Origin of the sequence: Paracoccus sp. SJTW-4, from assembly GCF_047716885.1 — a bacterium.
GTDB lineage: Bacteria > Pseudomonadota > Alphaproteobacteria > Rhodobacterales > Rhodobacteraceae > Paracoccus > Paracoccus solventivorans.
On the sequence record NZ_CP136681.1, the window covers coordinates 2,156,749 to 2,182,864 of the forward strand.

Here is a 26,116-nt window from a genome sequence, read left to right on the forward strand (position 1 = left end):
TGCTTCACGTGAAACATTACGATGTGATTGTCATCGGTGCTGGCCACGCCGGCCTGGAAGCAGCCGCGGCAGCGGCGCGGATGGGCGTGCGCGTGGCGCTGGTGACGATGCGGGCCGACGATGCGGGGACCATGTCCTGTAACCCAGCCATCGGCGGGCTGGGCAAGGGGCATCTGGTGCGCGAGGTCGATGCGCTGGATGGGCTGATGGGTCGGCTGGCCGACGCGGCAGGAATCCAGTTCCGGTTGCTGAACAGGCGCAAGGGGCCGGCGGTGCAGGGGCCGCGGGCGCAGGCCGACCGGGGACTTTACCGTGCTGCGGCAGGGCGAGAGCTGCGCAAGCTGAATGGCCTGGAGGTGGTGCTGGGCGAGGTCAAGGCGTTGGCACTGGCGGGGAACCGGGTTGCCGGGGTGGAGCTGGCTGGCGGCACCGCACTGGTGGCCAGTGCCGTGGTGGTGGCGGCCGGGACGTTCCTGAACGGAACCATTCATATCGGCGATGTCTCGCGTCCAGCCGGGCGCTGGGGGAATGACCAGGCCAGCGGTCTGTCGAGGTCGCTTTTGGCGCTGAACCTGCCGCTGGGACGGTTGAAGACCGGCACCCCGCCGCGGCTGCTGCGCAGTTCGATCGACTGGGATAGTCTGGAGCAGCAACCGGGCGACGATCCCCCGACGATGCTGTCCTTTCTAAATTCCGCACCTGCGGTGGCGCAGCTCTCCTGCGCGATCACCCATACGAACCCGGAAACCCATCGCATCATCCGGGAAAACCTGCTCCGCTCGGCCATGTACGGCGGGCGGATCGAAGGGGCGGGGCCGCGCTACTGCCCCTCGATCGAGGACAAGATCGTCCGGTTCGCCGACAAGGATTCGCATCAGATTTTCCTGGAGCCCGAGGGACTGGACAGTCCGCTGGTCTATCCGAACGGCATCTCGACCTCGCTGCCCGAGGATGTGCAGCAGGCTTATATCCGCTCGGTCCGCGGGCTGGAGTCGGCCGAAATCGTACAGCCGGGCTATGCCGTGGAATACGACTATATCGACCCCCGCAGCCTGCAGCCGACGCTGGAAACCCGTGCGGTTGCCGGGCTGTATCTGGCCGGTCAAGTCAATGGGACGACCGGCTATGAAGAGGCCGCGGCACAGGGGCTGGTTGCGGGGATGAATGCGGCGCTTGCGGCACAAACCCGCTCGCCGGTGATTTTCAGCCGCACCGAAAGCTATATCGGAGTGATGATCGATGATCTGATCACCCGCGGCGTCACCGAGCCGTACCGGATGTTTACCTCTCGCGCCGAATTCCGCCTGTCGCTTCGCGCCGACAATGCAGACCGGCGGCTGACCCCGTTGGGCATGGAAATCGGGCTGGTGGGTGCCGAGCGGGCAGAGCGATTCTGCGACAAGCTGCAGCGTTTCACCTCCGGGCAGGCGCGGGTCGAATCGATCAGCTTTACGCCGCAGCAACTGGCTGGCCATGGTATCGCCGTCCGGCAGGACGGGCATCGCCGCACGGCCTTTGGTCTGCTAGGTCAGGTGGATCTGCCCCAGCCTGCGGTGCTACCGCTGCTTCCGCCGGAATTGGTCGCTGACGAAGAGGTGCTTCAGATGCTGCGCAACGACGCGATCTATGCGCAATTCACCGACCGGCAATCCCGCGATGCTGCCGATATTCGCCGCAACGAACAGATGCGCCTGCCTCAGGATCTGGATTACCAGCAGATCCGCGGCATCTCGCATGAATTGCAGGCCAAGCTCGCCGCTACCCGCCCTGCCACCATCGCCCAGGCAAGCGCCATCGAGGGTATGACCCCAGCCGCGCTCACCCTGCTGATTGGTATCGCCCGGAACTGCGGGACGGCGGCGGCGTGAGTGCTTCACGTGAAGCAAGGCTGGCGCAGTACGCGGCCCTGATCCGAAAATGGAATCCGGCGATCAACCTGGTTGCGCCGGCCTCTCTGGACCAGCTTGAACAGCGCCATATCGCCGACAGCGCGCAGCTGGCTCTCCTGCAGCCCGAGCCGCAAGGCCCTTGGCTTGATATCGGCAGCGGCGGCGGTCTGCCTGGCCTAATCGTCGCGATCTTCCACCCCGATCTGCCGGTGCAGCTGGTCGATTCGGACCGCCGCAAGGTGGCGTTCCTGCAGACCGCAATCCGACAGCTGGGGCTGGTGAACTGCACCGCCACGGCCGCCCGCATCGAAGAGCTGCCCCCCGCCGATGCCGCCAATCTCAGCGCCCGGGCGCTTGCCCCGCTGGACCGGCTTGTGCCATATCTAGACCGGCATCTGGCACAAGACGGAACGGCATGGCTCATGAAGGGACGAAACTGGCAGACCGAGCTGACTGCAGCCCGCCGGAATTGGCGCTTTGACGCCGAAATCCATCCCAGCACCACTGACCCCGATGCCGCCATCCTCCAGATCAGCAATATCCGCCATGGCTGAGCGCATGATCATCGCCGTCGCAAACCAGAAGGGCGGGGTAGGCAAGACCACCACCGCGATCAATCTCGGGGCGGCGCTGGCCGAACAGGGGCTCCAGGTCACCATCGTCGACCTCGATCCTCAGGGGAATGCTTCGACGGGCCTGGGAATCGACGCCGACGGGCGCCGGACGACCAGCTACGACCTGCTGATCGGGGACGCCGACTGGACCGAGGCAGTGCAGGACAGCGGCATTCCGAACCTCGCCATCGTCCCCGCCACCGCCGACCTCGCCTCGGCCGAACTGGACATCGCCGCCCGCCCGCGCCGCACCCAGCTGCTGGCGGATGCGCTGCGGCCTGCCCGCGGCATCGTGCTGATCGACTGCCCGCCGGCGCTGGGGCTGCTGACGCTGAACGCCATGGTCGCGGCCGATAGCGTCATCGTGCCGCTGCAGGCTGAATTCTATGCGCTGGAAGGCCTCTCGCAGCTGATGCTGACCGTGCGCGAGGTGCGGTCCTCAGCCAATCCCGACCTGCGGATCGAAGGAATCCTGCTGACCATGGCCGATTCCCGCAATAAACTGTCGCAGCAGGTCGAGGCTGACGCCCGCAAGACCCTGGGCCCCTTGGTGTTCCAGACCGTGGTCCCCCGCAATGTTCGCGTGTCAGAATCCCCCTCCCACGCCCTGCCGGTGATCCATTACGATCCGCAGTCGAAAGGCAGCAGCGCCTATCGCGCGCTCGCCGCAGAACTGCTGGCCAAGGGGCTCAAATCTTCAGGAAAGGCAGCAGCGCATGGCTGATCCGAAACCCCGCCGGGCCGGGCTTGGCCGTGGCCTGTCGGCGCTGATGGCCGATGTCGAACTCGTCCCTGGCGCCGCGGCCAAGGCGCCCCAGACCCTGCCGGTCGAACAGATCATCCCCAACCCCGACCAGCCGCGGCGGCAGTTCGACCCCGATGCGCTGAACGAACTCGCCGCATCGCTGCGCAATCGCGGCGTCCTGCAACCGCTGATCGTACGTCCCCACCCGACCGAGCCCGATCTCTACCAGATTGTCGCCGGCGAACGCCGCTGGCGTGCGGCCCAGATCGCGCAGCTGCACGAGCTGCCGGTGCTGATCCGCGAGCTGGACGACACCGAGGTGCTGGAAGTCGCGCTGATCGAGAATATCCAGCGCGCCGACCTGAACCCGATCGAGGAAGCCGCCTCGTTCCGCCAGCTGATGGATCGCTTCGGCCACACCCAGGAACGCCTCGCCGAGGCGCTGGACAAGAGCCGCAGCCATATCTCCAACCTGCTGCGGCTGCTCAATCTGCCCGAACAGGTGCAGGGTTTCGTCCGCGACGGCAAGCTGACCGCCGGGCACGCGCGGGCGCTGATCACCGCCCCCGACCCGGTCGCCATGGCCCGCAAGGTGATCGAGCGCAGCCTGTCCGTGCGCGAGACCGAGGCGCTGGCCCGCCAGGCCACCCAGCCGAAACCGGAAACCCCGCGCATCCGCAGCGAAAAGGATGCCGATACGCTGGCGCTGGAATCGGATCTGTCGGCGCAGCTCAAGATGCGGGTCCGGATCGAGCACGCGGGCCAGGACGGCGGCCGGCTGACCATCACCTACCGCGACCTCGACCAGCTCGACCGGCTCTGCCAGGCGCTCGGCGGCGGGTTCTAGAGCTCAGGCCAGCTCGCGCAGGATCGCATTCAGCAGCGGACGCCCGGCTGCAGTAGCACGCAACCGGCCTTCACCGATCTCGACCATCCCCATCTCGACCAGCGTCGCAACCCGCGCGGGATCCAGCCCGCGCCCCGCCAGCCGCTCAAAGCGGGCGATCTCCATTCCCTCGGCCAGCCGCATCGACATCAGCAGATACTCCGTCGCCTGCTCCTCCAGCGGCAAGGCGCTGCGCGGCAACTCGCCCGAGCCCTCCCGCACCGCCGCCAGCCACGCCCCCGGCGCCCGATGCGCCTCGGTCGCCCAACGCTGCCCGCCCAGTGTCAGCCGCCCATGCGCCCCCGGACCCACCCCGGCCCAGTCGCCCTGCCGCCAATAGACCAGATTATGCCGGCTTTCGGCGCCCTCGCGCGCGTGGTTGGAAATTTCATAGGCCGGCATCCCCGCCGCCCCCAGAATGTCCTGCGTTTCCAGGTACATGTCCGCAGACAGATCGTCGCCCGGCAGCCCACGCAACTGCCCCGCCGCCGCGCGCGCACCGAACACCGTCCCGTCCTCGATGCTTAGCTGGTACAGCGACAGATGGTCCACTGCCATCGCTAGCGCCTCGCGCAGCTCCGCCGCCCAGGCCTCGCGGCTCTGGTCCTGCCGCGCATAGATCAGGTCAAAGCTCACCCGCGGGAAACAGGCCCGCGCCACCTCGAAGGCCGCACGCGCCTCGGCGACACTGTGCATCCGCCCCAGCCGCCGCAGATCGGCGTCGTTCAGCGCCTGCACCCCCATCGACAGCCGGTTCACCCCGGCCTCGGCATAACCCGCAAACCGCCCGCGCTCGACGCTGCCGGGGTTGGCCTCCAGGGTGATCTCGATGTCGTTGGCAAACCCCCAGCCTGCCCGCGCGGCGGCGATTACCCCCGCCACCACCTCCGGCTCCATCAGCGAGGGCGTGCCGCCGCCGAAAAAGATGCTGCGCAGCACCCGGCCGGGCGTCTCGGCGGAAACCCGCGCGATTTCAGTGCGATAGGTATCCAGCCACGAAGCCTGCTCGATCCGCGCCGCGACATGGCTGTTGAAATCGCAATAGGGACATTTCGAGGCACAGAACGGCCAGTGCACATACAGCCCGAACCCGCCCGCCTGCCAGTCCTCGCCCAGAGGCTCCGCGGCGATGCTGGCAGTGGCAGAGGACATTTGCTGGGTCATCCCCGGAACGCGGTCACTTCGATCTCGACCTTCATTTCGGGGCGTATGAGCCCGGCGACAACCATGGTGGCAGCGGGCCGGACTTCTTTCATCGCCTCGCCCAGCACCGGCGCGATCTCCTTTACCAGCGCCGGGTCGGTCACCGTGTATTGCACGCGCACGATGTCGGCGAGCGCAAATCCCGCCTCGGCCAGCGTGGCAAAGATGGTGGCAAAGGCGTTCTGCGCCTGCTCGGCGGCGCTGTCCGGCATGGTCATTGCCGCGTAGTCATAGCCCGTGGTCCCTGAGACGAAGCACCACGGCCCCTTCACCACCGCCCGGCTATAGCCAAGCGCAGCCTCGAAAGGCGATCCGGTCGAGATCCTACGCAAGGACAACCTCCAGCTTGCGGAACGCCTCGGCGCGGTGGCTGATGGCGTTCTTTTCGTCGGCGCTCATCTCGGCATAGCTGCGGTCATGCCCGTCGGGGACAAAGATCGGGTCGTAGCCATGGCCCAGCTGCCCGCGCGGCGGCCAGACCAGCCGGCCCGGCGCGATCCCCTCGAACACCTCCTCGTGCAGGTCGGGCCACATCACCAGCAGCGTGGCGCGGAACTGCGCCCGCCGTGGCTCGGGCACACCCCGCGCCTCGAGCTTGTCCCAGGTGCGTCGCATCGCCTGCATGAAGTCGCGTCCCTGCGGCGTTTCCGCCCAGTCGGCGGTCTGCACCCCCGGCGCCCCGTCCAGCCCGTCCACGGTGATGCCGCTGTCGTCGGCCAGCACCGGCAGGCCGGTGGCCTCGACCGCCGCCCGCGCCTTGATGCGGGCGTTGCCGATGAAACTGTCCTCGGTCTCGGGCGGCTCGGCCAGGCCCATCTCGGCCGCGCCCACCACCTCGATCCCGTGCGGGGCGAACAGCGCCCGCATCTCGTCCAGCTTGCCGGCGTTATGGGTGGCGACCAGCAGCCGCGGCCCGGTCAGGCGCCTCATGCCACTGCGGCCTTCTGGGCGGCGACCAGCTCGGCGGTGCCGGCCTGCGCCAGGTCCAGCAGCGCGTCCATCTCGCTGCGCGAAAACGCCGCACCCTCGGCCGACATCTGCACCTCGACCAGCCGCCCGACGCCGGTCAGCACGAAATTGCCGTCGGTGCCGGCCTCGCTGTCCTCGGCGTAATCCAGGTCCACCACCGGCTGCCCGGCATAGATCCCGCAGCTGACCGCCGCCACATGGTCCAGAATCGGATCGCTGGTCAGCAGCCGCGCCGACAGCAGTCGGTTCACCGCCAGCCGCAGCGCCACCCAGCCGCCGGTGATTGCGGCGCAGCGGGTGCCGCCGTCGGCCTGGATCACGTCGCAATCCACCACGATCTGCCGTTCCCCCAGCGCCAGCCGGTCCACGCCCGCCCGCAGCGACCGCCCGATCAGCCGCTGGATTTCCTGCGTGCGCCCCGACTGCTTGCCCGCCGCCGCCTCGCGCCGGTTGCGCGAATGGGTGGCGCGCGGCAGCATCCCGTACTCCGCGGTCACCCAGCCTTGGCCGGTGCCGCGCAGGAATGCCGGCGGCTTTTCCTCGACCGAGGCGGTGCACAGCACATGGGTGCCGCCCACCCGGATTAGACAGGACCCCTCGGCGTGCGTGATCACCCCGGTTTCAATTGAAATCGGGCGCAGTTCGACTAATTTCCGGCCAGAGGGTCGCATCGGTGATCCTTTCCCGGCCCCAACCGGGCCAAATGCAAGAGTTACGTCAATTACAGGCCCCAACCAGCCCGCCGCAACCCGAATGCCCCAGCCGCAGCAGTTTTCCGACCTGAATGACCGTTCCCGCGAGGTTTTCCGCCGCGTGGTCGAGGCGTATCTGGAAACCGGCGATCCCGTCGGCTCGCGCAGCCTGACACGGGGCATGACGGTTTCCGCCGCAACGATCCGCAACATCATGCAGGACCTTGAATTCATGGGTCTTCTCGACAGCCCGCATGTCTCGGCCGGGCGCTTCCCGACCGAGCTCGGGCTGCGGCTGTTCGTCGACGGGCTGATGGAGGTCGGCCCCGTCGGCCCCGAGGACCGCGCCCGCATCGCCGAGATCATGGGCGAGGTCCCGGCCGATACCAGCGTGCTGCTGGACCGGGTGTCGACGGCGCTCTCGACCATCACCCGCGGCGCCTCGGTGGTGCTGATGCCGCGCCAGGACGAGGCCCCGCTGCGCCATATCGAGTTCGTCAGCCTTGCGCCCGACCGGGCGCTGGTGATCCTGGTCTTTGCCGACGGCCGGGTCGAAAACCGCCTGTTCACGCCCCCGCCCGGCCAGACCCCCAGCTCGCTGCGTGAGGCCGGCAATTTCCTGTCCGCGCGGGGCGAGGGCCAGACGCTTTCCCAGCTGCGCCGCGACATCGCCGAGCATCTGGCCCGCGCCCGGCAGGATCTCGACAGCCTCGCCGCGCAGCTGGTGGAAACCGGGCTGGCCTCCTGGGACGCCGATGCCCCCGACCCGCAGCTGATCGTGCGCGGTCGCGCCAACCTGCTGGAACACGAACTCGCCGATCTCGACCGCATCCGCAGCCTGTTCGACGACCTGGAACGCAAGCGCGACATCGCCCGCTTTCTCGAGCTGGCGGAAGAGGCCGAGGGCGTGCGCATCTTCATCGGATCCGAGAACCAGCTTTTCTCACTTTCGGGTTCCTCTCTGGTGGTTTCGTCCTATATGAACGCTGACCGCAAAATCGTGGGCGCGGTCGGGGTGATCGGACCGACGCGCCTGAATTATGGAAGAATCGTCCCGATCGTGGACTACACCGCACAGCTGGTCGGCCGGGTTCTCTCCGACCGCAAAGGATGAAAGATGAACGACACTCAGACCCCCAACGGACAGTCCGACCAGATGAACGACGATCTCGATCTCGCCGACCCGCTGGCGCTCGACCCGCTGGATGAAGAGGGCGAGGACCCGCGCATCGCCACGCTGCGGGCCGAACGCGACGATTACCGCGACCGGTTCATGCGCGCGCTGGCCGATGCCGAAAACGCCCGCAAGCGCGCCGAAAAGGACCGGCGCGAGGCCGAGAATTACGGCGGCAGCAAGCTCGCCCGCGACCTGCTGCCGGTCTATGACGCGCTGAACCGCGCCATCGAGGCCGCCGACCGCAGCGTCGCCCCGCAGCTGGTCGAGGGGGTCGAGCTGACCCTGCGCGAGCTGGCCAACGTCTTCGGCCGCCACGGGATCGAGGTGATCGCCCCCGCCATCGGCGACCGTTTCGACCCGCTGCTGCACGAGGCGATGTTCGAGGCCCCGGTCCCCGGCACCAAGGCCGGCGACATCATCCAGGTGATGGTGGACGGGTTCCGCATCCACGACCGGCTGCTGCGGGCGGCGCAGGTCGGCGTCTCCTCGACCCCCGCCAGCTAAGCCCACAGCGGCGGCCCGGGCCCCGCCGGGGGTCCGGCCCCCGGGCCCGGGATACAACCTTCATCCGACTTGATCCCCGCCGGCCCCGGTCTAACCTTCCTCCATCGTGCAAGCGGAGGACGGACCATGCCAGCAGACACCGCAGTCCCCAGAATACACCCCGCCGTCGACCAGGGGGTAAGGTCGCAGGCCAGTCCCGGCTTCGCCGGCGGCACCCTGCGCTGCCTGTGTTCCAGCGATCCGGTCGAGGTCCGCATCAGCGCCCAGACCGCACATAACCACGTCTGTGGCTGTACCAAGTGCTGGAAGCCGCAAGGGGTGGCCTTCAGCCAGGTCGCCGTCGTCAGCCGCGATGCGGTCGAGGTCACCAGCAACGGCCACAAGCTGGCGGTGGTGAACCGCGACGCCCCGATCCAGCGCCACGCCTGCAACGGCTGCGGCGCCCATATGTACGGACGCATCGAGAATACCGAGCATCCGTTCTACGGGCTGGATTTCGTCCATACCGAGCTGTCGGACGAAACCGGCTGGTCGCCGCCCGAGTTCGCGGCCTTCGTGTCCTCGGTGATCGAGGCGGGCGTGAATCCCGACCGCATGGACGCCATCCGTGGCCGGCTGCGCGAACTGGGGCTGGAACCCTATGACGCGCTGTCGCCGCCGCTGATGGACGCCATCGCGACCCATGTCGCCAAGAAATCCGGCAAGTTCAACACGCTTGACGTGTAAGCCTGCCCACGCAAGACCGCCTTCGGGGGCCGGCCACCGTCCGGCCCTTTTCGGCATCCATGACGGGCCAGACGGCCGCAATCCAAGGAGAAGACCATGAGAACCCGTGCCGCCGTCGCGCTGGAAGCCGGCAAACCGCTCGAGATCATGGAGGTCAACCTCGAAGGCCCCAAGGCCGGCGAGGTGATGGTCGAGATCAAGGCCACCGGCATCTGCCACACCGACGAATTCACCCTGTCCGGCGCCGACCCCGAGGGGATCTTCCCCTCGATCCTGGGCCATGAAGGCGCGGGCGTGGTGGTCGAGGTCGGCCCCGGCGTCACCAGCGTCAAGCCGGGCGACCATGTGATCCCGCTTTACACCCCCGAATGCCGGCAGTGCGCCTCTTGCCTGTCGGGCAAGACCAACCTCTGCACCGCGATCCGCGCCACCCAGGGTCAGGGGCTGATGCCCGACGGCACCACCCGGTTCACGATGCTCGACGGCACCCCGATCCACCACTACATGGGCTGCTCGACCTTCTCGAACTACACGGTGCTGCCGGAAATCGCGGTCGCCAAGGTGCGCGAGGACGCGCCCTTCGACAAGATCTGCTACATCGGCTGCGGCGTCACCACCGGCATCGGCGCGGTGATCAACACCGCCAAGGTGGAAATCGGTGCCAAGGCGGTGGTGTTCGGCCTGGGCGGGATCGGTCTCAACGTGATCCAGGGGCTGCGGCTGGCCGGCGCCGACATGATCATCGGGGTGGACCTGAACAACGATAAGAAGGACATGGCCGAGCGCTTCGGCATGACCCATTTCATCAACCCCAGGGAAATCGAGCGCCCGGTCGTGCAGGAAATCGTCGAGATGACGAAGACCCCCTTCGACCAGATCGGCGGCGCCGACTACAGTTTCGACGCCACCGGCAACGTCAAGGTGATGCGCGACGCGCTGGAATGCACCCATCGCGGCTGGGGCCAGTCGATCATCATCGGCGTGGCGCCGGCGGGGGCGGAAATCAGCACCCGCCCGTTCCAGCTGGTCACCGGCCGGGTGTGGAAGGGCACGGCCTTTGGCGGCGCCCGCGGCCGCACCGATGTGCCGAAGATTGTCGACTGGTACATGGACGGCAAGATCGAGATCGACCCGATGATCACCCACACCATGCCGCTGGATGACATCAACAAGGGCTTCGATCTGATGAACGCGGGCGAATCCATCCGCTCGGTCGTCATTTACTGATCCTCAACGGTTGCTTAGGTAAGACTGCGGCGGGGCCCGTTCCGGGTGTCCCGCCGCAACGCTGAAAGGATGACCCATGCTGCGCCCGTTTCCGCCCCACAGCCTGAATGACGACGATGACGACGACGACGAGGATGAGCGGCGCGAGGACCGGCAGCAGGGCGAGGATCTGGGCCTGCCGCAAAGCCCCTCGATCGACCGGCTGTATTTCCGTTCGCGCACGGTGATCGTCGCCGGGACGATCAACGACAAGCTGGCGCAGCGCACCGTCTCGCATCTGCTGGCGCTGGCCGAGGACAGCGACAAGCCGATCAACATGCTGATCTCGTCCCCCGGCGGCCATGTCGAATCGGGCGACATGATCCATGACGTGATCAAGTTCATCCGGCCCGCGGTGCGCACCATCGGCTCGGGCTGGGTGGCCTCGGCCGGGGCGCTGATCTTTGTCGGGGCCGAGCGGGAAAACCGCTTCTGCCTGCCCAACACCCGCTTCCTGATCCACCAACCCTCGGGCGGGATCGGCGGCACCTCGTCCGACATGATGATCCAGGCGGAACAGGTGCGGCTGATGCGCGACCGGCTGAACCAGATCTTCGCCGACGCCACCGGCCAAAGCGTCGAGCGGATCGAGAAGGACACCCAGCGCGATTTCTGGCTGAACACGCAAGAGGCGCTGGATTACGGCCTGCTGGGTCGGGTGATCCGCAGCGTTGACGAGCTGAAATGACCCTCACAGCGGCCGGGGCCGCGACACGGCCGGTGGCGGTGGCGATCCGCCCCGCCACCCCGGCCGATCACGAGGCGATCTGGGGGATCCTCGAACCCGTCTACCGGGCCGGGGAAACCTATTGCATCCCCCGCGACATCTCGCGCGACGACGCGTTGGCGGATTGGTTCGCCACCCCGTTTTTGGTGTTTGTGGCCGAGCTGGACGGGCGGGTGCTCGGCAGCAGCCATATCGGCCGCAACCGCCCCGGCGGCGGCGCCCATGTGGCGAATGCGGGTTTCGTGACCCACCCGGATGCCCGCGGCCGCGGCATTGCGGCCGCGATGGTGGCCCACGCCAAGGCTTGGGCGCGCGCGCAGGGGTTCCGGGCCATGCAGTTCAACTTTGTCGTCGCTACGAACGAAGATGCCGTCCATTCGTGGCAGAAGGCCGGGTTCGAGGTTGTCGGCCGCCTGCCCGGTGCCTTTGATCACCCGCGGCTCGGCCATGTGGACGCGCTGGTGATGTATCACGATCTGACGAAAGGGGATTAGGCGATGACGCTGGAAACCGTCTCGGAAAACCGCAGCTTCGGGGGCATTCAGGGCGTCTATCGCCACAAGTCGCAGGCCACCGGCACCGACATGACCTTTGCCGTCTATCTGCCGCCGGATGCGCAGGCGGGCAAGGTGCCGGTGCTGTGGTATCTGTCGGGGCTGACCTGCACCCATGAAAACGCCATGACCAAGGCCGGCGCCCAGCAATTCGCGGCCGAGGCCGGGATCGCGCTGGTGTTCCCCGACACCTCGCCCCGCGGCGAAGGGGTGGCGAATGACGACGCCTATGACCTGGGACAGGGCGCCGGGTTCTATGTCAACGCCACCCAGGACCCCTGGGCGCCGCATTTCCGCATGTGGGACTATGTGGTCGAGGAACTTCCGGCACTGGTCTGCGAGAACTTCCCGCTGGATGCGCAGGCGCAGGGAATCACCGGCCACTCCATGGGCGGCCACGGCGCGCTGACCATCGCCATGACCCTCCCCGACCGCTACCGCAGCGTCTCGGCCTTTGCTCCGATCGCCAATCCCAGCGATTCGGACTGGGGCCGCAAGCAGCTGACCGCCTATCTGGGCGAGGATCGCGCCGCTTGGGTCCCCCATGATTCCACCCTGCTGATGGTCGAGCGCGGCTACCCCGGCGAGGTGCTGATCGACCAGGGCGCCAGCGACCAGTTCCTGGACCTGCTCAAGCCGGAAACCCTGGCGCAGGCGATGATGGCGCGCCGCCAGCCGGGCTGGTTCCGGATGCAGCCGGGCTATGACCACAGCTATTTCTTCGTCAACAGCTTCATCGGCGACCATGTGTTCTGGCACGCCGAGCGGCTGGCCTGACCGGCGCCGCCCCTGACCGGGGCGGCCTGTCCGGCGGGATGCATTTTGTGGAATTGCCGAAATTTCCCGCCGGGTTGCCAGAGTTGCTAAGACTTTCTGGCTAGGTTCGGCATACCAACGTTGACGAAAGCTCCGACCCGGCGAAACCTGTCCTCCGATGCCCGCACCATCATCCGTGCCGGGCGAAATGGGGGAGGATATGATGAAGTTGACGCTGACCGGCGCCACCGTGGCGCTCTTGCTGTCCAGCTCGGCCCTTCTGGCCAATGACAGCGTGCACGAGGCGATCGCCAATCCGGCGCAGATGGCGCTGCCCACGATGGACTACGCCAACACCCGCTATTCCCAGCTGGACCAGATCAACCGCGACAACGTCGGCGACCTGCGCGTCGCCTGGACCTTCTCGACCGGGGTGCTGCGCGGGCACGAAGGCGCGCCGCTGGTGATCGGCGACGTGATGTATGTCCACACGCCCTTCCCCAACAACGTCTTCGCCCTCGACCTCAACGACAACGGCCGCATCATCTGGCGGTATGAGCCGGTGCAGGATCCCAGCGTGATCGCGGTGATGTGCTGCGATACCGTCAACCGCGGCCTTGCCTATGCCGACGGCATGATCCTCCTGTCGCAGGCCGACACCACCGTCGTGGCGCTGGATGCGAAAAGCGGCGAGGTGAAATGGTCGACCAAGATCGGCGACCCTGCGATCGGCGAAACCCTGACCATGGCCACCATGCCGGTCAAGGACAAGCTGATGGTCGGGATCTCGGGCGGCGAATACGGGGTGCGCGGCCGGGTGACGGCGCTGAACCTGGCCGACGGCTCGGTCGCGTGGAAGGCCTGGTCCACCGGCCCGGACGAGGAGCTGCTGGTCGACCCGGAAACCACCACCCATCTGGGCAAGCCGATCGGCGCCGACAGCTCGCTCAACAGCTGGGAAGGCGACCAGTGGAAGATCGGCGGCGGCCCGATCTGGGGCTGGTTCTCGTATGATCCGGACCTGAACCTGTTCTACTATGGCACCGGCAACCCCTCGACCTGGAACGCGGCGCAGCGCCCGGGCGACAACAAATGGTCGATGACCATCATGGCCCGCGATGTCGACACCGGCATGGCCAAGTGGTTCTATCAGATGACGCCCCACGACGAATGGGACTATGACGGCGTCAACGAGAACATCCTGACCGACCAGGAAGTCGACGGCCAGATGCGCAAGCTGCTGACCCATTTCGACCGCAACGGCTTTGCCTATACGCTCGACCGCGAAACCGGCGAGCTGCTGGTGGCCGAAAAGTTCGACCCGGCGGTGAACTGGGCCACCGAGGTCGTCATGGACCCCGAAAGCGACCAGTACGGCCGTCCGCAGGTGGTCGCGCAGTACTCGACCGAGCAGAACGGCGAGGACGAGAACACCACTGGCGTCTGCCCGGCGGCGCTGGGCACCAAGGACATGCAGCCGGCGGCTTATTCGCCCAAGACCAACGTGTTCTATGTGCCGACCAACCACGTCTGCATGGACTATGAACCGTTCCGCGTCGCCTATACCGCCGGCCAGCCCTATGTCGGCGCCACGCTGTCGATGTTCCCGGCCCCGGACAGCCACGGCGGCATGGGCAACTTCATCGCCTGGGACAACATCAAGGGCGAGATCCTGTGGTCGAACCCGGAACAGTTCTCGGTGTGGTCCGGTGCGCTGGCCACCGCGGGCGACGTGGTGTTCTATGGCACGCTCGAGGGCTATCTTAAGGCCGTCGACGCCGAAAGCGGCAAGGAGCTCTATCGCTTCAAGACCCCGTCGGGGATCATCGGCAACGTCATGACCTACATGCACAACGACAAGCAGTATATCGGCGTGCTGTCCGGGGTCGGCGGCTGGGCCGGGATCGGGCTTGCCGCCGGGCTGACCGGCTCGACCGAAGGTCTGGGCGCGGTCGGCGGCTATGCAGCGCTGGCCGACTATACGGCGCTGGGCGGGCAGTTGACGGTGTTCGAGCTGCCGGGCTGAGGCCGGACCGGCCGAAACACGACCAAGGTGTGACTATACGACAGCCGCCCCGGGGGTAACCTCGGGGCGAAGCTGTCCTGCAGACCAGCCTTATGGGGAGAGAGAGGCAAGATGATCGGAGCAAACACCATGCGGACCGTCGGCGGCGTCCTGGCGCTGGGCCTGGCGGTCGCAGCGGCGACCGGAGTGGCGGCGCAGGGGATCGAACTGGACCTGGAACCCGACCACATGGAAAACGGGCGCTGGTACAACGCCGAAGGGCTGCCGACCTTCAAGGTCGAGAACGGCGTGGTGGATTACGCGACGTTTTCGGGATACCGTCGTTACCATTCGGAATGCCACGTCTGCCACGGGCCGGACGGCGAGGGCTCGACCTACGCCCCTGCGCTCAAGGACAGCGTGACCAAGAGGATGGATTACTGGGAGTTCATGGAGATCGCGGCCTCGGGCAAGCAGGACGTCAACACCGCGGCGAATCTGGTGATGCCGGCCTTCGGCACCAATCGCAACGCCTGGTGCTATATCGACGACATCTATGTGTATCTGCTGGCCCGCGGCACCGGCGCCATCCCGCGCGGCCGCCCGGCCGAGAAAGAGGCCAAGTCCGATGAATTCGCCGCGCAGGAAGCCTCCTGCATGGAGGGCTGAGTTGCGCCCGCTGGCAGCCCTGCTGGCCGCCGCGGCCACGATGATCGCCACCGGGGCGGGGGCGCAGGTCGCCGACCTGCGCTCGACCTCGGCGCTGCGGGTGTGTTCGGACCCCGCGGCGCTGCCGCTGTCGGCGCAGGACGGCTCGGGGTTCGAGAACCGCATCGCCGAGCTGCTGGCCCAGCGGCTGGAGCTGCCCCTGCAGTATTTCTGGTTCCCGCAGGGCATGGGCTTCGTGCGCAAGACGCTGCTCGACGGCAATTGCGACGTGATGATCGGCTATGCCCAGGGCGACGAGCTGGTGCAGAACACCAACCATTACTACACCTCGGTCTATGGGATCGTGACCCGCAGGGACGGCGATCTGGCGGCGGTGGATCACCTGACCGACCCCGCGCTGAGGGGCCGCAACCTTGGCGTGGTGGCGGGGACGCCGCCGGCGACGCATATGGCGCGGGCGGGGCTGGCCAAGGACATGCGCGGCTGGGACCTGTTCGTGGACCGCCGGGTGGAAAACCCGGTCGGCGACATGCTGCAGGGCATCCGCGACGGCACGCTGGACGCGGCGGTGCTGTGGGGTCCGCTGGCCGGGCCGCTGATCAAGGATGACCCCCAGCTGCAATTCACCCCGCTGCTCAAGGAAGAGGGCGGGCCGCGGCTTTACTATCGCATCACCATGGGGGTGCGGCCCAGCGACCAGGAATGGAAGCGGCAGCTGAACAGCTTCATCCGCCGCAACCAGGACGATATCGACGCCATCCTGCACGACGCGGGCGTGCCGCTGGTCGACGATTACGGCAAGGCGCTGAAGGAATGATCCGGCGGGCGGCGCTGGCCCTGCTGCTGGCCGCCGCCCCCACCCATGCCGACGCGCCGGCCGAGCCGCCGGGGTTCCGCGGCGCGCCCTATAACGCCCCGGTGCCGGACCGGCTGATCGGCGGCAGCGTGCTCGACGCCGCGGCCACCGCGCGCTGGCAGGCCGAGGGCGCGGTGCTGATCGACGTGCTGCCGCAGATCCGCCGCCCCGAGGGGCTGCCCGCGGGCACCCTGTGGCGCGCCCCCGGGCACGAGACCATCCCCGGCGCGGTCTGGCTGCCCGACACCGGCTATGACCGGCTGGCGCCGCGGCTCGAATCGGCCTTCTACGCCGCGCTGGACCGGCTGACCGGTGGCGATCGCAGCGCGCCGCTGGTGTTCTTCTGCAAGGCCGACTGCTGGATGAGCTGGAACGCCGCCCGCCGTGCCATCCTGCGCGGCCATTCACGCGTCGGCTGGTTCCCCGGCGGCACCGACGCCTGGCAGCAGGCCGGACGCAAGCTGGAACCCGCCACCCCGCAGCTGGACGCGGCCGCCCATTGACACCGGCGCGGCGCCGATCTTCTTTCATCTTGCCTCAAATATCCCGGCCCCACCGCCCCCATAGCCCAAAGGTGGCAGGCAAAACCGGCATTCCGCGGGGAAATTTTCGCGGCTTGCACAAAGGGTTGCGGCCCCCGACACTGATCGGCGGAGGAGGACCCGATGCGCTCGATCGTCACAGTTTCGCTGGTGTCGTGCCTGGCTGCCGGGGCGCTGCCCGCCGCCGCACAGGCCCCCGCCGCCCCGGGCGCCGAGGCGCCGCAGCTGGTCCGCGCCGCGGTGCTGCGGGTGGACAAGCCGGCGCTGCCGCCGATCTCTCGGCTCGAGGTCGCGCCCGAGGATCTGGGCTTTGCCGGCGCGCGGCTGGCGATCGAGGACAACGACACCACCGGCCGCTTCATGGGCCAGGATTTCGAAGCGGTCGAGGTCACAGCCACCCCGGAAACCGCCTCGGCCGAGCTGGACGCCATCCTCGGGCAGGACATCCGCTTCGTCGTGCTGCTGGCCGACGAGGCGACGACGCTGGCGCTGGCCGACCAGGCCGGCGACCGGGCGCTGATCTTCAACGCCGCCGCGCGGGGCGATGCGCTGCGCGGGGCGGACTGCCGCGCCAATCTCATCCACACCGCCCCCAGCCACGCCATGCTGGCCGACGGGCTGGCGCAGTTCCTGATGTGGAAACGCTGGCCGCGCTGGCTTCTGGTCCACGGCAGCCACCCCGAGGATATCGCCCTGGCCGACGCCTATCGCCGCGCCGCCGCCAAGTTTGGCGCCCAGATCGTCGAAGAGCGGGTGTTCGAGGATACCGGCGGCGCCCGCCGCACCGATTCGGGCCATGTGCAGGTCCAGCAGCAGCTGCCGGTGTTCACCCAGCGCGCCCCCGATTACGACATCATGGTCACCGCCGACGAACACGGGGTGTTTGCCGACTGGATGCCCTATCACACCTGGGACGCGCGGCTGGTGGCGGGCTCGGCCGGGCTGGTGCCGCGCAGCTGGCACCCGGCGCTCGAAGCCTGGGGCGCCACCCAGTTCCAGAACCGCTTCGAAAAGCTGAACGTGCGCCCGATCCGCGAAGAGGATTACCAGGCCTGGGTCGCGCTGCGGATGGTGGGCGAGGCCGCCACCCAGACCAGATCCGCCGACCCCGACACGCTGAAGCAATTCATGCTGTCCGAGGATTTCCAGGTGGCGGGCTTCAAGGGACAAAAGCTGACGCTGCGCGACTGGGACCACCAGCTGCGCCAGCCGATCCTGCTGACCACCGGGCTGGTGACCACCAGCGTCAGCCCGCAGGACCAGTATCTGCACCAAGTCACCGCGCTGGATACGCTGGGCATCGACCGCCCCGAAAGCGCCTGCAAGTTCTGAGGGACGATGAAACACGCACTCGCCATCCTGTTGCTGACCACCGCCGCCACGCCTGCGCTGGCCGCCAAGGTCTATGTGTCCAACGAAAAGGGCAACGACGTCACGGTGATCGACGGCGACACCTTCGAGGTGCTGGGGACCTATCCGGTCGGCAACCGCCCGCGCGGCATCACCATCAGCCCCGACGGCAAGGAACTGTATGTCTGCGCCTCGGACGACGATCTGGTCCGGGTCTTCGACCCCGAGACCATGCAGGAGCTGCACACCCTGCCGTCCGGCCCCGACCCCGAGCTGTTCGTGCTGCACCCCTCGGGCAATCCCCTCTACATCGCCAACGAGGATGACAATCTGGTCACCGTGGTCGACACCCAGACCCACAAGATGCTGGCCGAGATCCCGGTCGGGGTGGAGCCCGAGGGGATGGGGGTCAGCCCCGACGGCAAGGTGGTGATCAACACCTCGGAAACCACCAACATGGCGCATTTCATCGACGCCGAGACCTTCCAGATCACCGCCAACGTGCTGGTGGACAGCCGCCCGCGCTTTGCCCAGTTCAGCGACGACGGCAGCAAGCTGTTCGTCAGCGCCGAGATCGGCGGCACCGTCACCGTGATCGACCCCGCCACGCAGGAGATCACCAAGGTGATCGACTTCGACATCCCCGGCGTCCTGCCCGAGGCGATCCAGCCGGTGGGGGTGCGGGTGACCGCCGACGGCAAAAAGGTGTTCGTGGCGCTGGGCCCGGCGAACCGCGTGGCGGTGATCGACGGCGAAACGCTCGAGGTGACGGATTACATCCTGGTCGGGCAGCGGGTCTGGCAGCTGGCCTTCACCCCCGACCAGAAGCATCTCTATACCACCAACGGCAACTCGAACGACGTCACCGTGATCGACGTGGCCACCAATACCGCGCTGAAGTCGATCCCCGTCGGGCAGCAGCCCTGGGGCGTCGTCGTCGCCCCCCAATAAGGCCCGGCCACCGCCGGACCGACCCGGAACACGCAAGAGAAAAGGGAGAGAGACATGACCAGGCTGTTGATCGCCGCGATGCTGGCGGCGCTGATCGGGGCGCCGGCGCAGGCCCAGACCGCGACGGACGCGCCCGCGGATAATGCCGCCGCCCAGGCCGCCCCCGCCGCGGATGCGGCCGGCGAGGATGATGACGACGACGACGATGCCCCGGCGGCCGCGGCCAGCACGGTCCAGCACCACGACTTCGGCCCCTCGGGGATCATGGCCCGCTCGAACCGCGAGGATCTGGCGCCGATGACGCTGTCCTCGGGCAAGCCGGTGGCCGAGGCCGAATATTCCCTGCAATCTGGCGGGTTCTACCGGGTCAAGATCGTCTCGGACGGCACCCAGGAACTGGCGCTGTCGGGCGGCGATTTCTTCCGCGCGGTCTGGATCAACGAGGTGGTCATCAACGACATCGAGATCCGGCCGCTGGGCGTGCACTCGATCGAGTTCGACGACGCGGGCGAGGCCGAGATCAGCTTCATCGCCATCATGCCGGGCCGCTACACGCTGTCGATCCCGGGATCGAGCGGCGAATCCCAGCAGGCGGTGTTCAACATCCGCTGAGGCTTGACGGGGCGGGGTTCCGCCCCCTCACTGCCCCCATGACCACGCCCGCGCTTTCCGTCCAGAATGTCAGCCACAGTTTCGGCGCCTTTCGCGCGCTGGACGACGTGTCGCTGACCGTGCCCCGCGGCAGCTTCACCGCGCTTTTGGGCGTGAACGGGGCGGGCAAGACCACGCTGTTCAACCTGATCACGCGGCTTTACGCCAACCGCTCGGGCGTGATCGAGGTCGCGGGCCATGACCTGCGCCGCGACCCCGGCCCGGCGCTGCGGCGGCTGGGGGTGGTGTTCCAGTCCCGGGCGCTGGATGCCGACCTGACCGTGCAGCAGAACCTGATGTATCACGCCGCCCTGCACGGCATTCCCCGCAGCAAAGCCCGCGCCCGGGTGGCCGAGGTGCTGGCCCAGGTCGATCTGGCCGACAAGGCGGGCGCCAAGGTCTCGGCGCTGTCGGGCGGGCAGGTGCGCCGGGCCGAGATTTCCCGCGCCCTGATCCACCGCCCCGAGCTGCTGCTGCTGGACGAGGCCACCGTGGGGCTGGACGTGAAATCCCGGGCCGAGGTGCTTTCCCTGACCCGGCGGCTGATCGCGGAACAGGGGGTCTCGGCGCTGTGGGCCACCCATATCCTGGACGAGATCGAGCCCTCGGACCGGCTGGTGATCCTGCATCGCGGCCGGGTGCTGTTCGCCGGGCTTGCAGCCCAGGCCGCGCCCGACGGCGACCTGACCCGCGCCTTTCTTGAACTGACCGGGGTGCCGGCATGAGCGCCGGGGGCATGGCCGGCTGGTGGGTCGCCTTCGCCGGCATCTCGCGGCGCGAGACGCTGCGCTTCGTCAACCAGCGCGGCCGCTTTCTGGCGGCGCTGGTGCGGCCGCTGGTCTGGCTGTTCATCTTTGCCGCCGGTTTCCGCGCCGTGCTGGGGCTGTCGATCACCGCGCCCTATCAGACCTATGTGCTGTACGAGGTCTACGTCACCCCCGGCCTGTGCGCGATGATCCAGCTGTTCAACGGGATGCAGTCGTCGCTGTCGATGGTCTATGACCGCGAAACTGGGGCGATGCGGACCCTGCTGGTCAGCCCCTATCCGCGCTGGTTCCTGCTGGCGTCCAAGCTGGTGGCGGGGGTGATCGTCTCGATCATCCAGGTCTATACCTTCCTGCTGATCGCGTGGTTCTGGGGCATCCATCCGCCGCTGGCCGGCTTTCTGGCGGTGCTGCCGGCGCTGCTGCTGTCGGGGCTGATGCTGGGGGCGATGGGGCTGTTCCTGTCCTCGGCGATCCGGCAGCTGGAAAACTTTGCGGGGGTGATGAACTTCGTGATCTTCCCGATGTTCTTCGCCTCGTCGGCGCTTTACCCGCTGTGGCGGATGCGGGAATCCTCGGTGCTGCTGCACGACATCTGCGCGATGAACCCCTTCACCCATTCGGTCGAGTTGATCCGCTTTGCCCTTTACCTTCAGGTGAGCTGGCTGTCCCTTGGGGTGGTGCTGGGCTGCCTGGTGCTGTTCTTCGGGGGTGCGGTGCTGATGTACGACCCGGGCCGAGGGCTGGGGATCCGGCGAAAGGGGGGATGATGCGCTATCTTGTTCTGGCAGCGGCGCTGCTGGTGCCGGTCGCGGCACAGGCGGCCACGCCCACGGCGGATTGGCCCTGCATCCAGCGCCTGCAACCGCGGCTGTCGCTGGGGCAGGCCTGGACCGGCCCGACCCCGCCGGAAGGCGCGGCGATCTCCCCGGAAACCGCCGCGCTGGCCGAGCGGCTGGTCCAGCGCCGCATGACCCTGGACGAGGCCGAGGCCGAGATTGCGGCTTTCGCCGCCACCACCGACGCCGAGGGGCTGGCGCTGCTGATGCAGGCGGTGTTCCGCCGGATCGACACGCAGCGCGCCACGATCATCCAGGGAATCTCGCGCTATGGCCACGCGCAGGTGGCGCTGGCCGAGCAGGTCGAGACACGCCGCCGCCGCATGGCCGAGCTCGAGGCCGCCGATCCCCCCGATTTCGACGCGATCGACGCCGAGGAACGCGCGCTCGACATCGACATGCGGGTGTTCACCGACCGCCAGCACAGCCTGACCTATGTCTGCGAATCGCCGGTGCTTCTGGAACAGCGGCTGTTCGCGCTGGGCCGTGCCATCGCCGCGCAGCTGCCCTGACGGGCGCGCACCCGGAAAAGGGGGAACCGCTGCCGCCGGCGGCGGGTTGGTTGCCTGACGCAACCCCCGCCAGATGGAAGCCGGAAAGATGACCCAGCGACACGCCCCGATCCTTCTGCTGACCGCCCTGCTTGCCGCCGGCCCGGCGCTGGCGCAGACCGCGGCGCCCCTGCCTGACGCGCAGGCGACAACGCCCCCGGCCGCCGGCGATACCACGGTCCCGGCCCCCGCCGCGGCCACAACACCGGCCGCCACGCCCGAAACCCCGGCATCGCAGCCCCCAAGCTTCACCCCGGTGCCGGTCGACGATCCGCTGATCCCGGCGCCCATCGCCGCCCGCGCCGTGCCCCCTGACTACAGCGCCCCCGCTCCGACCCCGGCCGCGGCCCCGGTGGCCGAGCCGGAACCCCAGCCGACCCCCACCGTCGATGGGGTGCCGACCGAACCCGAACAGGCCACCACCTCGCCCGAGGCTGCGCGCGCCAGCGCCGCCCCCGCCCCTGCGGCCACCACCGGCGATGCGCCCGAGCCTCCCTCGTCGCAGTCGCTGGAAACCGGCGGCGCGGCGGATGCGGCCGACCCCGACAGCGTGGCCACCGCCGCGACCCCGCCCGACCAGCAGGCCGGGCAAGAGGGCGCGGGCGACGGAACCTCGCCGGGCAGCGCCGGGTCTTCGGGCTGGACCGGCGGCGTCGGCGGCTCGACCATCGGCACCAACCCCTCGGGCGCGGTGCCGGAATCGCGCACCTGGCAGCCTCCGACCTCGCGCGGGCTGGATCTCGAGGGCTAGGCGCTGCCTGCTTCTTTCTGGTGAAAATACCCCGGGGGGCGCGGGGGCAGCGCCCCCGCCTCGCCCAAACTGGCGGAGGAGAATGGGAGTCGAACCCACCCGGGACAGGCGCGCTGCCCCAACCGGATTTGAAGTCCGGCCGCCCCACCGGGGACGATTCTCCTCCGTAACCCGTCAGCTGCCGTAAAGATCGGCCCGATGCGGATTGATGCGCCGCAGATCGCCGCGGCGCAAGGTCACTGCCTGCCTATCATAGAAATCGAGGATCTCGATGGCCAGCTTGCGCCCGGTCTCTATCCGGTCGCGAAAGGCGGCGGCGGTCACCCAGCCGTCCGGCGCCGCCTCCTGAACTGTGGCGATGATGCCCACCATCTCGGCGGTGGTGGCGCGCAGGTAGAAATGGTCGCGGCGGATCTGGTCCACGCGCCCCTGCCGCGCCGCCATGCGCAGCACCCGGCGCACGTCCTCTTCGGGGATGTCCCAGGCGGTGGCCATGTCGCGCACCCGCGGCGGGCGAAACCGCAGCTCGCCCGACAGTTCCGGCAGGATGCGGGCATAAAGCGCCTCGTCGTCCTCGGACAGGCGCACGATATGGCCGGGCAGGCGCAGAAAGGCGCCCTCGGCCACGATCTCGCCCGCCGCGATGCGTTGGGCCAGCAGCGCGGCAAACGCCTCTTTCGGCAGGCGCGGGGTCAGCCCCAGTCGCAGCTTTTCGCGGCCCGGCCCCTGCATCTCGGGTGCGTCCTCGTGGAACCGCGCCAGCGCGTCCAGCATTCCCGCGACCAGCCCGCGATGGGTCGCCGCCGACAGCGCCACCCGGGTGGCGCCGGATTGAAGCACCACCGCCGCAGCCGCCAGCCGCGCCGCGGCCTCGGGCCCCAGCGCGCGGTCGCGGATGAAGGCATCCAGGTCGGCCAGGAACGGCGGTGCCGCCAGCATCCCCCGCAGCGCCTGTTCGGGCTCTGGCTGCGTCGCGGCGTCGAGTTGCAGCATCCGTTCCGGCGTGCGGCGGCGGCGTGCGGGGGCGCGCAGGTCAAGGAACACGCCCCCGCCGATGGTGCGCCGGGCCGAGACGTCCCGCAGGATATAGCGGTCCCCGACCGAGGCCGCGAGCGGCGCGTCCAGCACCAGCTGCACCAGCCCCTCGGCCCCCGGCATCAGCGCCTCGGCCAGCGGCACGATGCGGGCGCCGACCTCGGCCGCGCCGCTGTGCAGCCGCGCGGGAAACCAGGTGCCGATCGGATGCGGCTCGGACCCCAGCACCCGCAGCGTGGCATCGATGCGGTCGCTGGGCGCGTGCAGCGCCGGGTCCAGCACCATGTCGCCGCGGTGGATGGCGTCGCGCGCCACCCCGTCGCCGGCCAGGTTCAGGGCGCAGCGCTGGCCGGCGATGCCGGTCTGCACCGGCCGGTTCTGCGCATGGATCGCGCGCACCCGCGCCGCCAGCCCGCGGGGCGAAACGGTGATGGTGTCGCCGACCGAGACCTGCCCCGACAGCACCGTCCCGGTCACCACCGTGCCGCTGCCCTTCAGCGCAAAGCTGCGATCCACGCTGAGCCGGAAGCGGCGGTCGAGCGCCCTTGCCGCGGTCGCGGCCGCCGCCTGCGCCAGCGCCAGCCGCAGCGACTCGATCCCCTCGCCGGTGACCGAGGACACCGGCAGCACCGGCGCCCCCGCCAGCCCGGTGCCCGCCAGCGTGGCGGCAATTTGCGCCGTCACGTCCGCGCGCCGTTCGTCGTCGGCCAGATCTGCCTTGCTCAGCGCCACGATGCCGCGATGGACGCCCAGCAGGTCCAGGATCGCCAGATGCTCGCGCGTCTGCGGCATCACCCCGTCGTCGGCCGCCACCACCAGCAGCGCCAGGTCGATGCCGCCCGCGCCCGCCAGCATGGTGTGGACGAAACGTTCATGCCCCGGCACGTCGACAAAGCCGGTGACGCCGCCGTCCCCCAGATCGGCATAGGCAAAGCCCAGCTCGATGGTGATGCCGCGGGTCTTTTCCTCGGCCAGCCGGTCGGCGTCGGTGCCGGTCAGCGCCCGGACCAGGGCGGTCTTGCCGTGGTCGATATGTCCCGCGGTGCCGACGATCATCGCGCCGCCGCCAGTGCCGAAATCGCCCCCAGCAGCGCGCCGTCGTCGGCCAGACAGCGCAGGTCCAGCAGCAGCGCGCCGTCGCTGATGCGCCCGATCACCGGCAGGGGCAGGGCGCGCAGCCGCGCCGCCAGCCGTTCCGGCGCGTCGCCGCCGCCGCCGCTGAAGGCCAGCGCGGCCGAGGGCAGCGCCTCGACCGGCAGCGCGCCCGATCCGATCTGGCTGGTGCAATCCACCACGCGGACACGGTATTCCGGCAGCATCGCCGCCACCGGCGCCAGCAGCCGCTGCGCCTGCGCCGCGATCTCGGCCTGCGGGCGCGACAGCATCCGCAGTGTCGGCAGGCGCTTGGCCAGACGGTCGGGGTCGCGGTAAAGCCGCAGCGTCGCCTCGATCGCCGCCAGTCGGATCTTGTCCAGCCGCAGCGCGCGTTTCAGCGGATTGCGGTTGATCCGCGCGATCAGATCGGCGCGGCCGACGATAAAGCCCGCCTGCGGCCCGCCCAGCAGCTTGTCGCCGGAAAACGTCACGATATCCGCGCCCTCGGCCACCGCCTGCCGCACGGTGGGTTCCGCCGGCAGCCCCCAGCGGGTCAGGTCGACCAGCGTCCCGGAGCCGAGGTCGTTCAGCATCGCCACCCCCGCGTCCCGCGCCATCGCCGCGACCTGCGGCGCAGGGACCGCGGCGGTGAAGCCGTCGATGCGATAGTTCGAGGGATGCACCTTCATCAGCAGCCCGGTGTCCGGGGTGACGGCGTCGCGATAATCGCGGGGGTGGGTGCGGTTGGTGGTGCCGACCTCGACCAGCCGCACGCCGGCGCGGCGCATCACGTCGGGGATGCGGAAGGCGCCGCCGATCTCGACCAGCTCGCCGCGCGAGACGATGGCCTCGCGCCCCTCGGCCAAGGTGTTCAGCACCAGCAGCACCGCGGCGGCGTTGTTGTTGACGACGGTGGCGGCCTCGGCCCCGGTCAGCTCGCAGATCAGCGGTGCGACCAGCGCGTCGCGTTCGCCGCGCCGGCCGCTGGCAAGGTCGTATTCCAGCGCCGCGGGGGCGCGCATGGCGGCGGATGCCGCCTCGACGGCGGCCTCGGCCAGCAGGGCGCGGCCCAGGTTGGTGTGCAGGACGGTGCCGGTCAGGTTCAGCACCGGGCGCAGCGCGCTTTGGGCGGCTTCGTCCAGCGCGGCGGCGGCGCGGGACGCAATCGCGGCGCCGTCAGGTGCCGCACCGCCCGAGCCGCGCAGCTCTGCCCGCGCATCCTCCAGCGCCGCGCGCATTGCGTCGGTGGCGGCGCGGCGGCCGTGGCGGTCGATCAGCCCGGCGGCCTGCGGCAGCGACAGCAGCCGGTCGACCGAGGGCAGGGCGCGCAACCCGTCCATCGGATAACC

28 protein-coding genes and 1 tRNA gene are annotated in these 26,116 nt (G+C 68.8%); 22 read left to right on the forward strand and 7 right to left on the reverse strand.

Annotation, left to right across the window (positions count from 1 at the left end; all coding sequences use genetic code 11):
* The first annotated feature begins 8 nt into the window (after window positions 1-8).
* Genes mnmG through RSP45_RS10540 form a run of 4 tightly spaced genes read left to right on the forward strand, consistent with a single transcriptional unit; the run spans window position 9 to window position 4,095 of the window.
* Window positions 9-1,868 carry a tRNA uridine-5-carboxymethylaminomethyl(34) synthesis enzyme MnmG gene (gene mnmG, locus RSP45_RS10525; RefSeq protein WP_415391909.1) on the forward strand — a complete coding sequence of 620 codons (1,860 nt, stop codon included), beginning with the start codon at window positions 9-11 and terminating at the stop codon, window positions 1,866-1,868.
* Window positions 1,865-2,443 carry a 16S rRNA (guanine(527)-N(7))-methyltransferase RsmG gene (gene rsmG / locus RSP45_RS10530; RefSeq protein WP_415391910.1) on the forward strand — a complete coding sequence of 193 codons (579 nt, stop codon included), beginning with the start codon at window positions 1,865-1,867 and terminating at the stop codon, window positions 2,441-2,443. The genes mnmG and rsmG overlap by 4 nt, the downstream gene beginning before the upstream one ends.
* Window positions 2,436-3,227 (forward strand): ParA family protein, encoded by a 792-nt coding sequence (locus RSP45_RS10535; protein ID WP_415391911.1) that lies wholly within the window; start codon window positions 2,436-2,438, stop codon window positions 3,225-3,227. Before rsmG ends, RSP45_RS10535 begins: the two co-directional genes overlap by 8 nt.
* Complete coding sequence (locus RSP45_RS10540; protein WP_415391912.1) at window positions 3,220-4,095, forward strand: ParB/RepB/Spo0J family partition protein; 876 nt, start codon at window positions 3,220-3,222, stop codon at window positions 4,093-4,095. Before RSP45_RS10535 ends, RSP45_RS10540 begins: the two co-directional genes overlap by 8 nt.
* Before the next feature lie 3 nt (window positions 4,096-4,098).
* Here RSP45_RS10540 and hemW read toward each other — a convergent pair whose 3' ends face one another.
* The 4 genes from hemW to rph are packed head-to-tail and all read right to left on the reverse strand — an operon-like array spanning window position 4,099 to window position 6,977.
* Window positions 4,099-5,298 (reverse strand): radical SAM family heme chaperone HemW, encoded by a 1,200-nt coding sequence (gene hemW / locus RSP45_RS10545; protein ID WP_415391913.1) that lies wholly within the window; start codon window positions 5,296-5,298, stop codon window positions 4,099-4,101.
* Complete coding sequence (locus RSP45_RS10550) at window positions 5,295-5,669, reverse strand: RidA family protein (protein ID WP_415391914.1); 375 nt, start codon at window positions 5,667-5,669, stop codon at window positions 5,295-5,297. Before RSP45_RS10550 ends, hemW begins: the two co-directional genes overlap by 4 nt.
* Window positions 5,662-6,267, reverse strand: coding sequence for an RdgB/HAM1 family non-canonical purine NTP pyrophosphatase (gene rdgB, locus RSP45_RS10555; RefSeq protein WP_415391915.1), 606 nt, complete (start codon window positions 6,265-6,267; stop codon window positions 5,662-5,664). The genes RSP45_RS10550 and rdgB overlap by 8 nt, the downstream gene beginning before the upstream one ends.
* Window positions 6,264-6,977 (reverse strand): ribonuclease PH, encoded by a 714-nt coding sequence (gene rph, locus RSP45_RS10560; protein ID WP_415391916.1) that lies wholly within the window; start codon window positions 6,975-6,977, stop codon window positions 6,264-6,266. Before rph ends, rdgB begins: the two co-directional genes overlap by 4 nt.
* A gap of 82 nt (window positions 6,978-7,059) precedes the next feature.
* On the opposite strand from rph, the gene hrcA reads away from it, so the two are divergent.
* The 18 genes from hrcA (at window position 7,060) to RSP45_RS10650 (ending at window position 22,637) form a co-directional block, all read left to right on the forward strand.
* Window positions 7,060-8,112, forward strand: coding sequence for a heat-inducible transcriptional repressor HrcA (gene hrcA, locus RSP45_RS10565; RefSeq protein WP_415391917.1), 1,053 nt, complete (start codon window positions 7,060-7,062; stop codon window positions 8,110-8,112).
* 3 nt (window positions 8,113-8,115) lie between these two features.
* Window positions 8,116-8,679 (forward strand): nucleotide exchange factor GrpE, encoded by a 564-nt coding sequence (locus RSP45_RS10570; RefSeq protein WP_415391918.1) that lies wholly within the window; start codon window positions 8,116-8,118, stop codon window positions 8,677-8,679.
* A 126-nt stretch (window positions 8,680-8,805) separates the two neighbouring features.
* A complete protein-coding gene (gfa, locus tag RSP45_RS10575) occupies window positions 8,806-9,405 on the forward strand; it encodes an S-(hydroxymethyl)glutathione synthase (RefSeq protein WP_415391919.1) in 600 nt (199 codons plus the stop codon).
* A 96-nt stretch (window positions 9,406-9,501) separates the two neighbouring features.
* Window positions 9,502-10,632, forward strand: coding sequence for an S-(hydroxymethyl)glutathione dehydrogenase/class III alcohol dehydrogenase (locus tag RSP45_RS10580; protein ID WP_415391920.1), 1,131 nt, complete (start codon window positions 9,502-9,504; stop codon window positions 10,630-10,632).
* A gap of 76 nt (window positions 10,633-10,708) precedes the next feature.
* The gene (locus RSP45_RS10585; RefSeq protein ID WP_415391921.1) at window positions 10,709-11,359 is read left to right on the forward strand and encodes an ATP-dependent Clp protease proteolytic subunit; all 651 of its coding nucleotides are present in this window, start codon (window positions 10,709-10,711) and stop codon (window positions 11,357-11,359) included.
* The gene (locus tag RSP45_RS10590; RefSeq protein WP_415391922.1) at window positions 11,356-11,892 is read left to right on the forward strand and encodes a GNAT family N-acetyltransferase; all 537 of its coding nucleotides are present in this window, start codon (window positions 11,356-11,358) and stop codon (window positions 11,890-11,892) included. Before RSP45_RS10585 ends, RSP45_RS10590 begins: the two co-directional genes overlap by 4 nt.
* Before the next feature lie 3 nt (window positions 11,893-11,895).
* Window positions 11,896-12,729, forward strand: a complete 834-nt coding sequence (gene fghA / locus RSP45_RS10595; protein WP_415391923.1) for an S-formylglutathione hydrolase — start codon at window positions 11,896-11,898, stop codon at window positions 12,727-12,729.
* Window positions 12,730-12,931: 202 nt separating this feature from the next.
* The gene (locus RSP45_RS10600) at window positions 12,932-14,734 is read left to right on the forward strand and encodes a methanol/ethanol family PQQ-dependent dehydrogenase (protein WP_073065571.1); all 1,803 of its coding nucleotides are present in this window, start codon (window positions 12,932-12,934) and stop codon (window positions 14,732-14,734) included.
* A 111-nt stretch (window positions 14,735-14,845) separates the two neighbouring features.
* The gene (locus RSP45_RS10605; RefSeq protein ID WP_415391924.1) at window positions 14,846-15,382 is read left to right on the forward strand and encodes a c-type cytochrome, methanol metabolism-related; all 537 of its coding nucleotides are present in this window, start codon (window positions 14,846-14,848) and stop codon (window positions 15,380-15,382) included.
* A gap of 40 nt (window positions 15,383-15,422) precedes the next feature.
* A complete protein-coding gene (locus tag RSP45_RS10610) occupies window positions 15,423-16,199 on the forward strand; it encodes a substrate-binding domain-containing protein (RefSeq protein ID WP_415394046.1) in 777 nt (258 codons plus the stop codon).
* A complete protein-coding gene (locus RSP45_RS10615; RefSeq protein ID WP_415391925.1) occupies window positions 16,196-16,741 on the forward strand; it encodes a rhodanese-like domain-containing protein in 546 nt (181 codons plus the stop codon). Before RSP45_RS10610 ends, RSP45_RS10615 begins: the two co-directional genes overlap by 4 nt.
* Before the next feature lie 162 nt (window positions 16,742-16,903).
* Window positions 16,904-18,112, forward strand: a complete 1,209-nt coding sequence (locus RSP45_RS10620) for an ABC transporter substrate-binding protein (RefSeq protein WP_415391926.1) — start codon at window positions 16,904-16,906, stop codon at window positions 18,110-18,112.
* A gap of 6 nt (window positions 18,113-18,118) precedes the next feature.
* Window positions 18,119-19,081, forward strand: coding sequence for a YVTN family beta-propeller repeat protein (locus RSP45_RS10625; RefSeq protein WP_073065078.1), 963 nt, complete (start codon window positions 18,119-18,121; stop codon window positions 19,079-19,081).
* A 54-nt stretch (window positions 19,082-19,135) separates the two neighbouring features.
* Window positions 19,136-19,693 carry a hypothetical protein gene (locus RSP45_RS10630; protein WP_415391927.1) on the forward strand — a complete coding sequence of 186 codons (558 nt, stop codon included), beginning with the start codon at window positions 19,136-19,138 and terminating at the stop codon, window positions 19,691-19,693.
* Between the two features lie 38 nt (window positions 19,694-19,731).
* The gene (locus RSP45_RS10635; RefSeq protein WP_415391928.1) at window positions 19,732-20,457 is read left to right on the forward strand and encodes an ABC transporter ATP-binding protein; all 726 of its coding nucleotides are present in this window, start codon (window positions 19,732-19,734) and stop codon (window positions 20,455-20,457) included.
* Window positions 20,454-21,266, forward strand: a complete 813-nt coding sequence (locus tag RSP45_RS10640) for an ABC transporter permease (protein ID WP_415391929.1) — start codon at window positions 20,454-20,456, stop codon at window positions 21,264-21,266. Before RSP45_RS10635 ends, RSP45_RS10640 begins: the two co-directional genes overlap by 4 nt.
* On the forward strand, window positions 21,266-21,847 hold the full coding sequence (locus tag RSP45_RS10645; RefSeq protein ID WP_415391930.1) for a hypothetical protein: 582 nt from the start codon (window positions 21,266-21,268) through the stop codon (window positions 21,845-21,847). Before RSP45_RS10640 ends, RSP45_RS10645 begins: the two co-directional genes overlap by 1 nt.
* A gap of 88 nt (window positions 21,848-21,935) precedes the next feature.
* Complete coding sequence (locus RSP45_RS10650) at window positions 21,936-22,637, forward strand: hypothetical protein (RefSeq protein WP_415391931.1); 702 nt, start codon at window positions 21,936-21,938, stop codon at window positions 22,635-22,637.
* Between the two features lie 70 nt (window positions 22,638-22,707).
* Here RSP45_RS10650 and RSP45_RS10655 read toward each other — a convergent pair.
* From RSP45_RS10655 to selA, 3 genes are all read right to left on the reverse strand, one after another.
* Window positions 22,708-22,803, reverse strand: a tRNA-Sec gene (locus tag RSP45_RS10655).
* Window positions 22,804-22,811: 8 nt separating this feature from the next.
* On the reverse strand, window positions 22,812-24,728 hold the full coding sequence (gene selB, locus RSP45_RS10660; RefSeq protein WP_415391932.1) for a selenocysteine-specific translation elongation factor: 1,917 nt from the start codon (window positions 24,726-24,728) through the stop codon (window positions 22,812-22,814).
* Complete coding sequence (gene selA / locus RSP45_RS10665; RefSeq protein ID WP_415391933.1) at window positions 24,725-26,107, reverse strand: L-seryl-tRNA(Sec) selenium transferase; 1,383 nt, start codon at window positions 26,105-26,107, stop codon at window positions 24,725-24,727. The genes selB and selA overlap by 4 nt, the downstream gene beginning before the upstream one ends.
* Between the last annotated feature and the right edge of the window lie 9 nt (window positions 26,108-26,116).

What these genes read in the sequence shown, in the direction of transcription:
- RSP45_RS10610 (WP_415394046.1), top strand. Translation starts at nt 15,423, where the DNA reads ATGATCGCCACCGGGGCGGGGGCGCAGGTCGCCGACCTGCGCTCGACC.
- RSP45_RS10540 (WP_415391912.1), top strand. Translation starts at nt 3,220, where the DNA reads ATGGCTGATCCGAAACCCCGCCGGGCCGGGCTTGGCCGTGGCCTGTCG.
- RSP45_RS10605 (WP_415391924.1), top strand. Translation starts at nt 14,846, where the DNA reads ATGATCGGAGCAAACACCATGCGGACCGTCGGCGGCGTCCTGGCGCTG.
- RSP45_RS10635 (WP_415391928.1), top strand. Translation starts at nt 19,732, where the DNA reads ATGACCACGCCCGCGCTTTCCGTCCAGAATGTCAGCCACAGTTTCGGC.
- RSP45_RS10570 (WP_415391918.1), top strand. Translation starts at nt 8,116, where the DNA reads ATGAACGACACTCAGACCCCCAACGGACAGTCCGACCAGATGAACGAC.
- RSP45_RS10630 (WP_415391927.1), top strand. Translation starts at nt 19,136, where the DNA reads ATGACCAGGCTGTTGATCGCCGCGATGCTGGCGGCGCTGATCGGGGCG.
- RSP45_RS10625 (WP_073065078.1), top strand. Translation starts at nt 18,119, where the DNA reads ATGAAACACGCACTCGCCATCCTGTTGCTGACCACCGCCGCCACGCCT.
- RSP45_RS10650 (WP_415391931.1), top strand. Translation starts at nt 21,936, where the DNA reads ATGACCCAGCGACACGCCCCGATCCTTCTGCTGACCGCCCTGCTTGCC.
- hrcA (WP_415391917.1), top strand. Translation starts at nt 7,060, where the DNA reads ATGCCCCAGCCGCAGCAGTTTTCCGACCTGAATGACCGTTCCCGCGAG.
- RSP45_RS10645 (WP_415391930.1), top strand. Translation starts at nt 21,266, where the DNA reads ATGCGCTATCTTGTTCTGGCAGCGGCGCTGCTGGTGCCGGTCGCGGCA.
- rph (WP_415391916.1), bottom strand. Translation starts at nt 6,977, where the DNA reads ATGCGACCCTCTGGCCGGAAATTAGTCGAACTGCGCCCGATTTCAATT.
- RSP45_RS10535 (WP_415391911.1), top strand. Translation starts at nt 2,436, where the DNA reads ATGGCTGAGCGCATGATCATCGCCGTCGCAAACCAGAAGGGCGGGGTA.
- selB (WP_415391932.1), bottom strand. Translation starts at nt 24,728, where the DNA reads ATGATCGTCGGCACCGCGGGACATATCGACCACGGCAAGACCGCCCTG.
- RSP45_RS10640 (WP_415391929.1), top strand. Translation starts at nt 20,454, where the DNA reads ATGAGCGCCGGGGGCATGGCCGGCTGGTGGGTCGCCTTCGCCGGCATC.
- RSP45_RS10615 (WP_415391925.1), top strand. Translation starts at nt 16,196, where the DNA reads ATGATCCGGCGGGCGGCGCTGGCCCTGCTGCTGGCCGCCGCCCCCACC.
- RSP45_RS10600 (WP_073065571.1), top strand. Translation starts at nt 12,932, where the DNA reads ATGAAGTTGACGCTGACCGGCGCCACCGTGGCGCTCTTGCTGTCCAGC.
- hemW (WP_415391913.1), bottom strand. Translation starts at nt 5,298, where the DNA reads ATGACCCAGCAAATGTCCTCTGCCACTGCCAGCATCGCCGCGGAGCCT.
- gfa (WP_415391919.1), top strand. Translation starts at nt 8,806, where the DNA reads ATGCCAGCAGACACCGCAGTCCCCAGAATACACCCCGCCGTCGACCAG.
- RSP45_RS10620 (WP_415391926.1), top strand. Translation starts at nt 16,904, where the DNA reads ATGCGCTCGATCGTCACAGTTTCGCTGGTGTCGTGCCTGGCTGCCGGG.
- RSP45_RS10590 (WP_415391922.1), top strand. Translation starts at nt 11,356, where the DNA reads ATGACCCTCACAGCGGCCGGGGCCGCGACACGGCCGGTGGCGGTGGCG.
- rdgB (WP_415391915.1), bottom strand. Translation starts at nt 6,267, where the DNA reads ATGAGGCGCCTGACCGGGCCGCGGCTGCTGGTCGCCACCCATAACGCC.
- RSP45_RS10585 (WP_415391921.1), top strand. Translation starts at nt 10,709, where the DNA reads ATGCTGCGCCCGTTTCCGCCCCACAGCCTGAATGACGACGATGACGAC.
- fghA (WP_415391923.1), top strand. Translation starts at nt 11,896, where the DNA reads ATGACGCTGGAAACCGTCTCGGAAAACCGCAGCTTCGGGGGCATTCAG.
- selA (WP_415391933.1), bottom strand. Translation starts at nt 26,107, where the DNA reads ATGGACGGGTTGCGCGCCCTGCCCTCGGTCGACCGGCTGCTGTCGCTG.
- RSP45_RS10580 (WP_415391920.1), top strand. Translation starts at nt 9,502, where the DNA reads ATGAGAACCCGTGCCGCCGTCGCGCTGGAAGCCGGCAAACCGCTCGAG.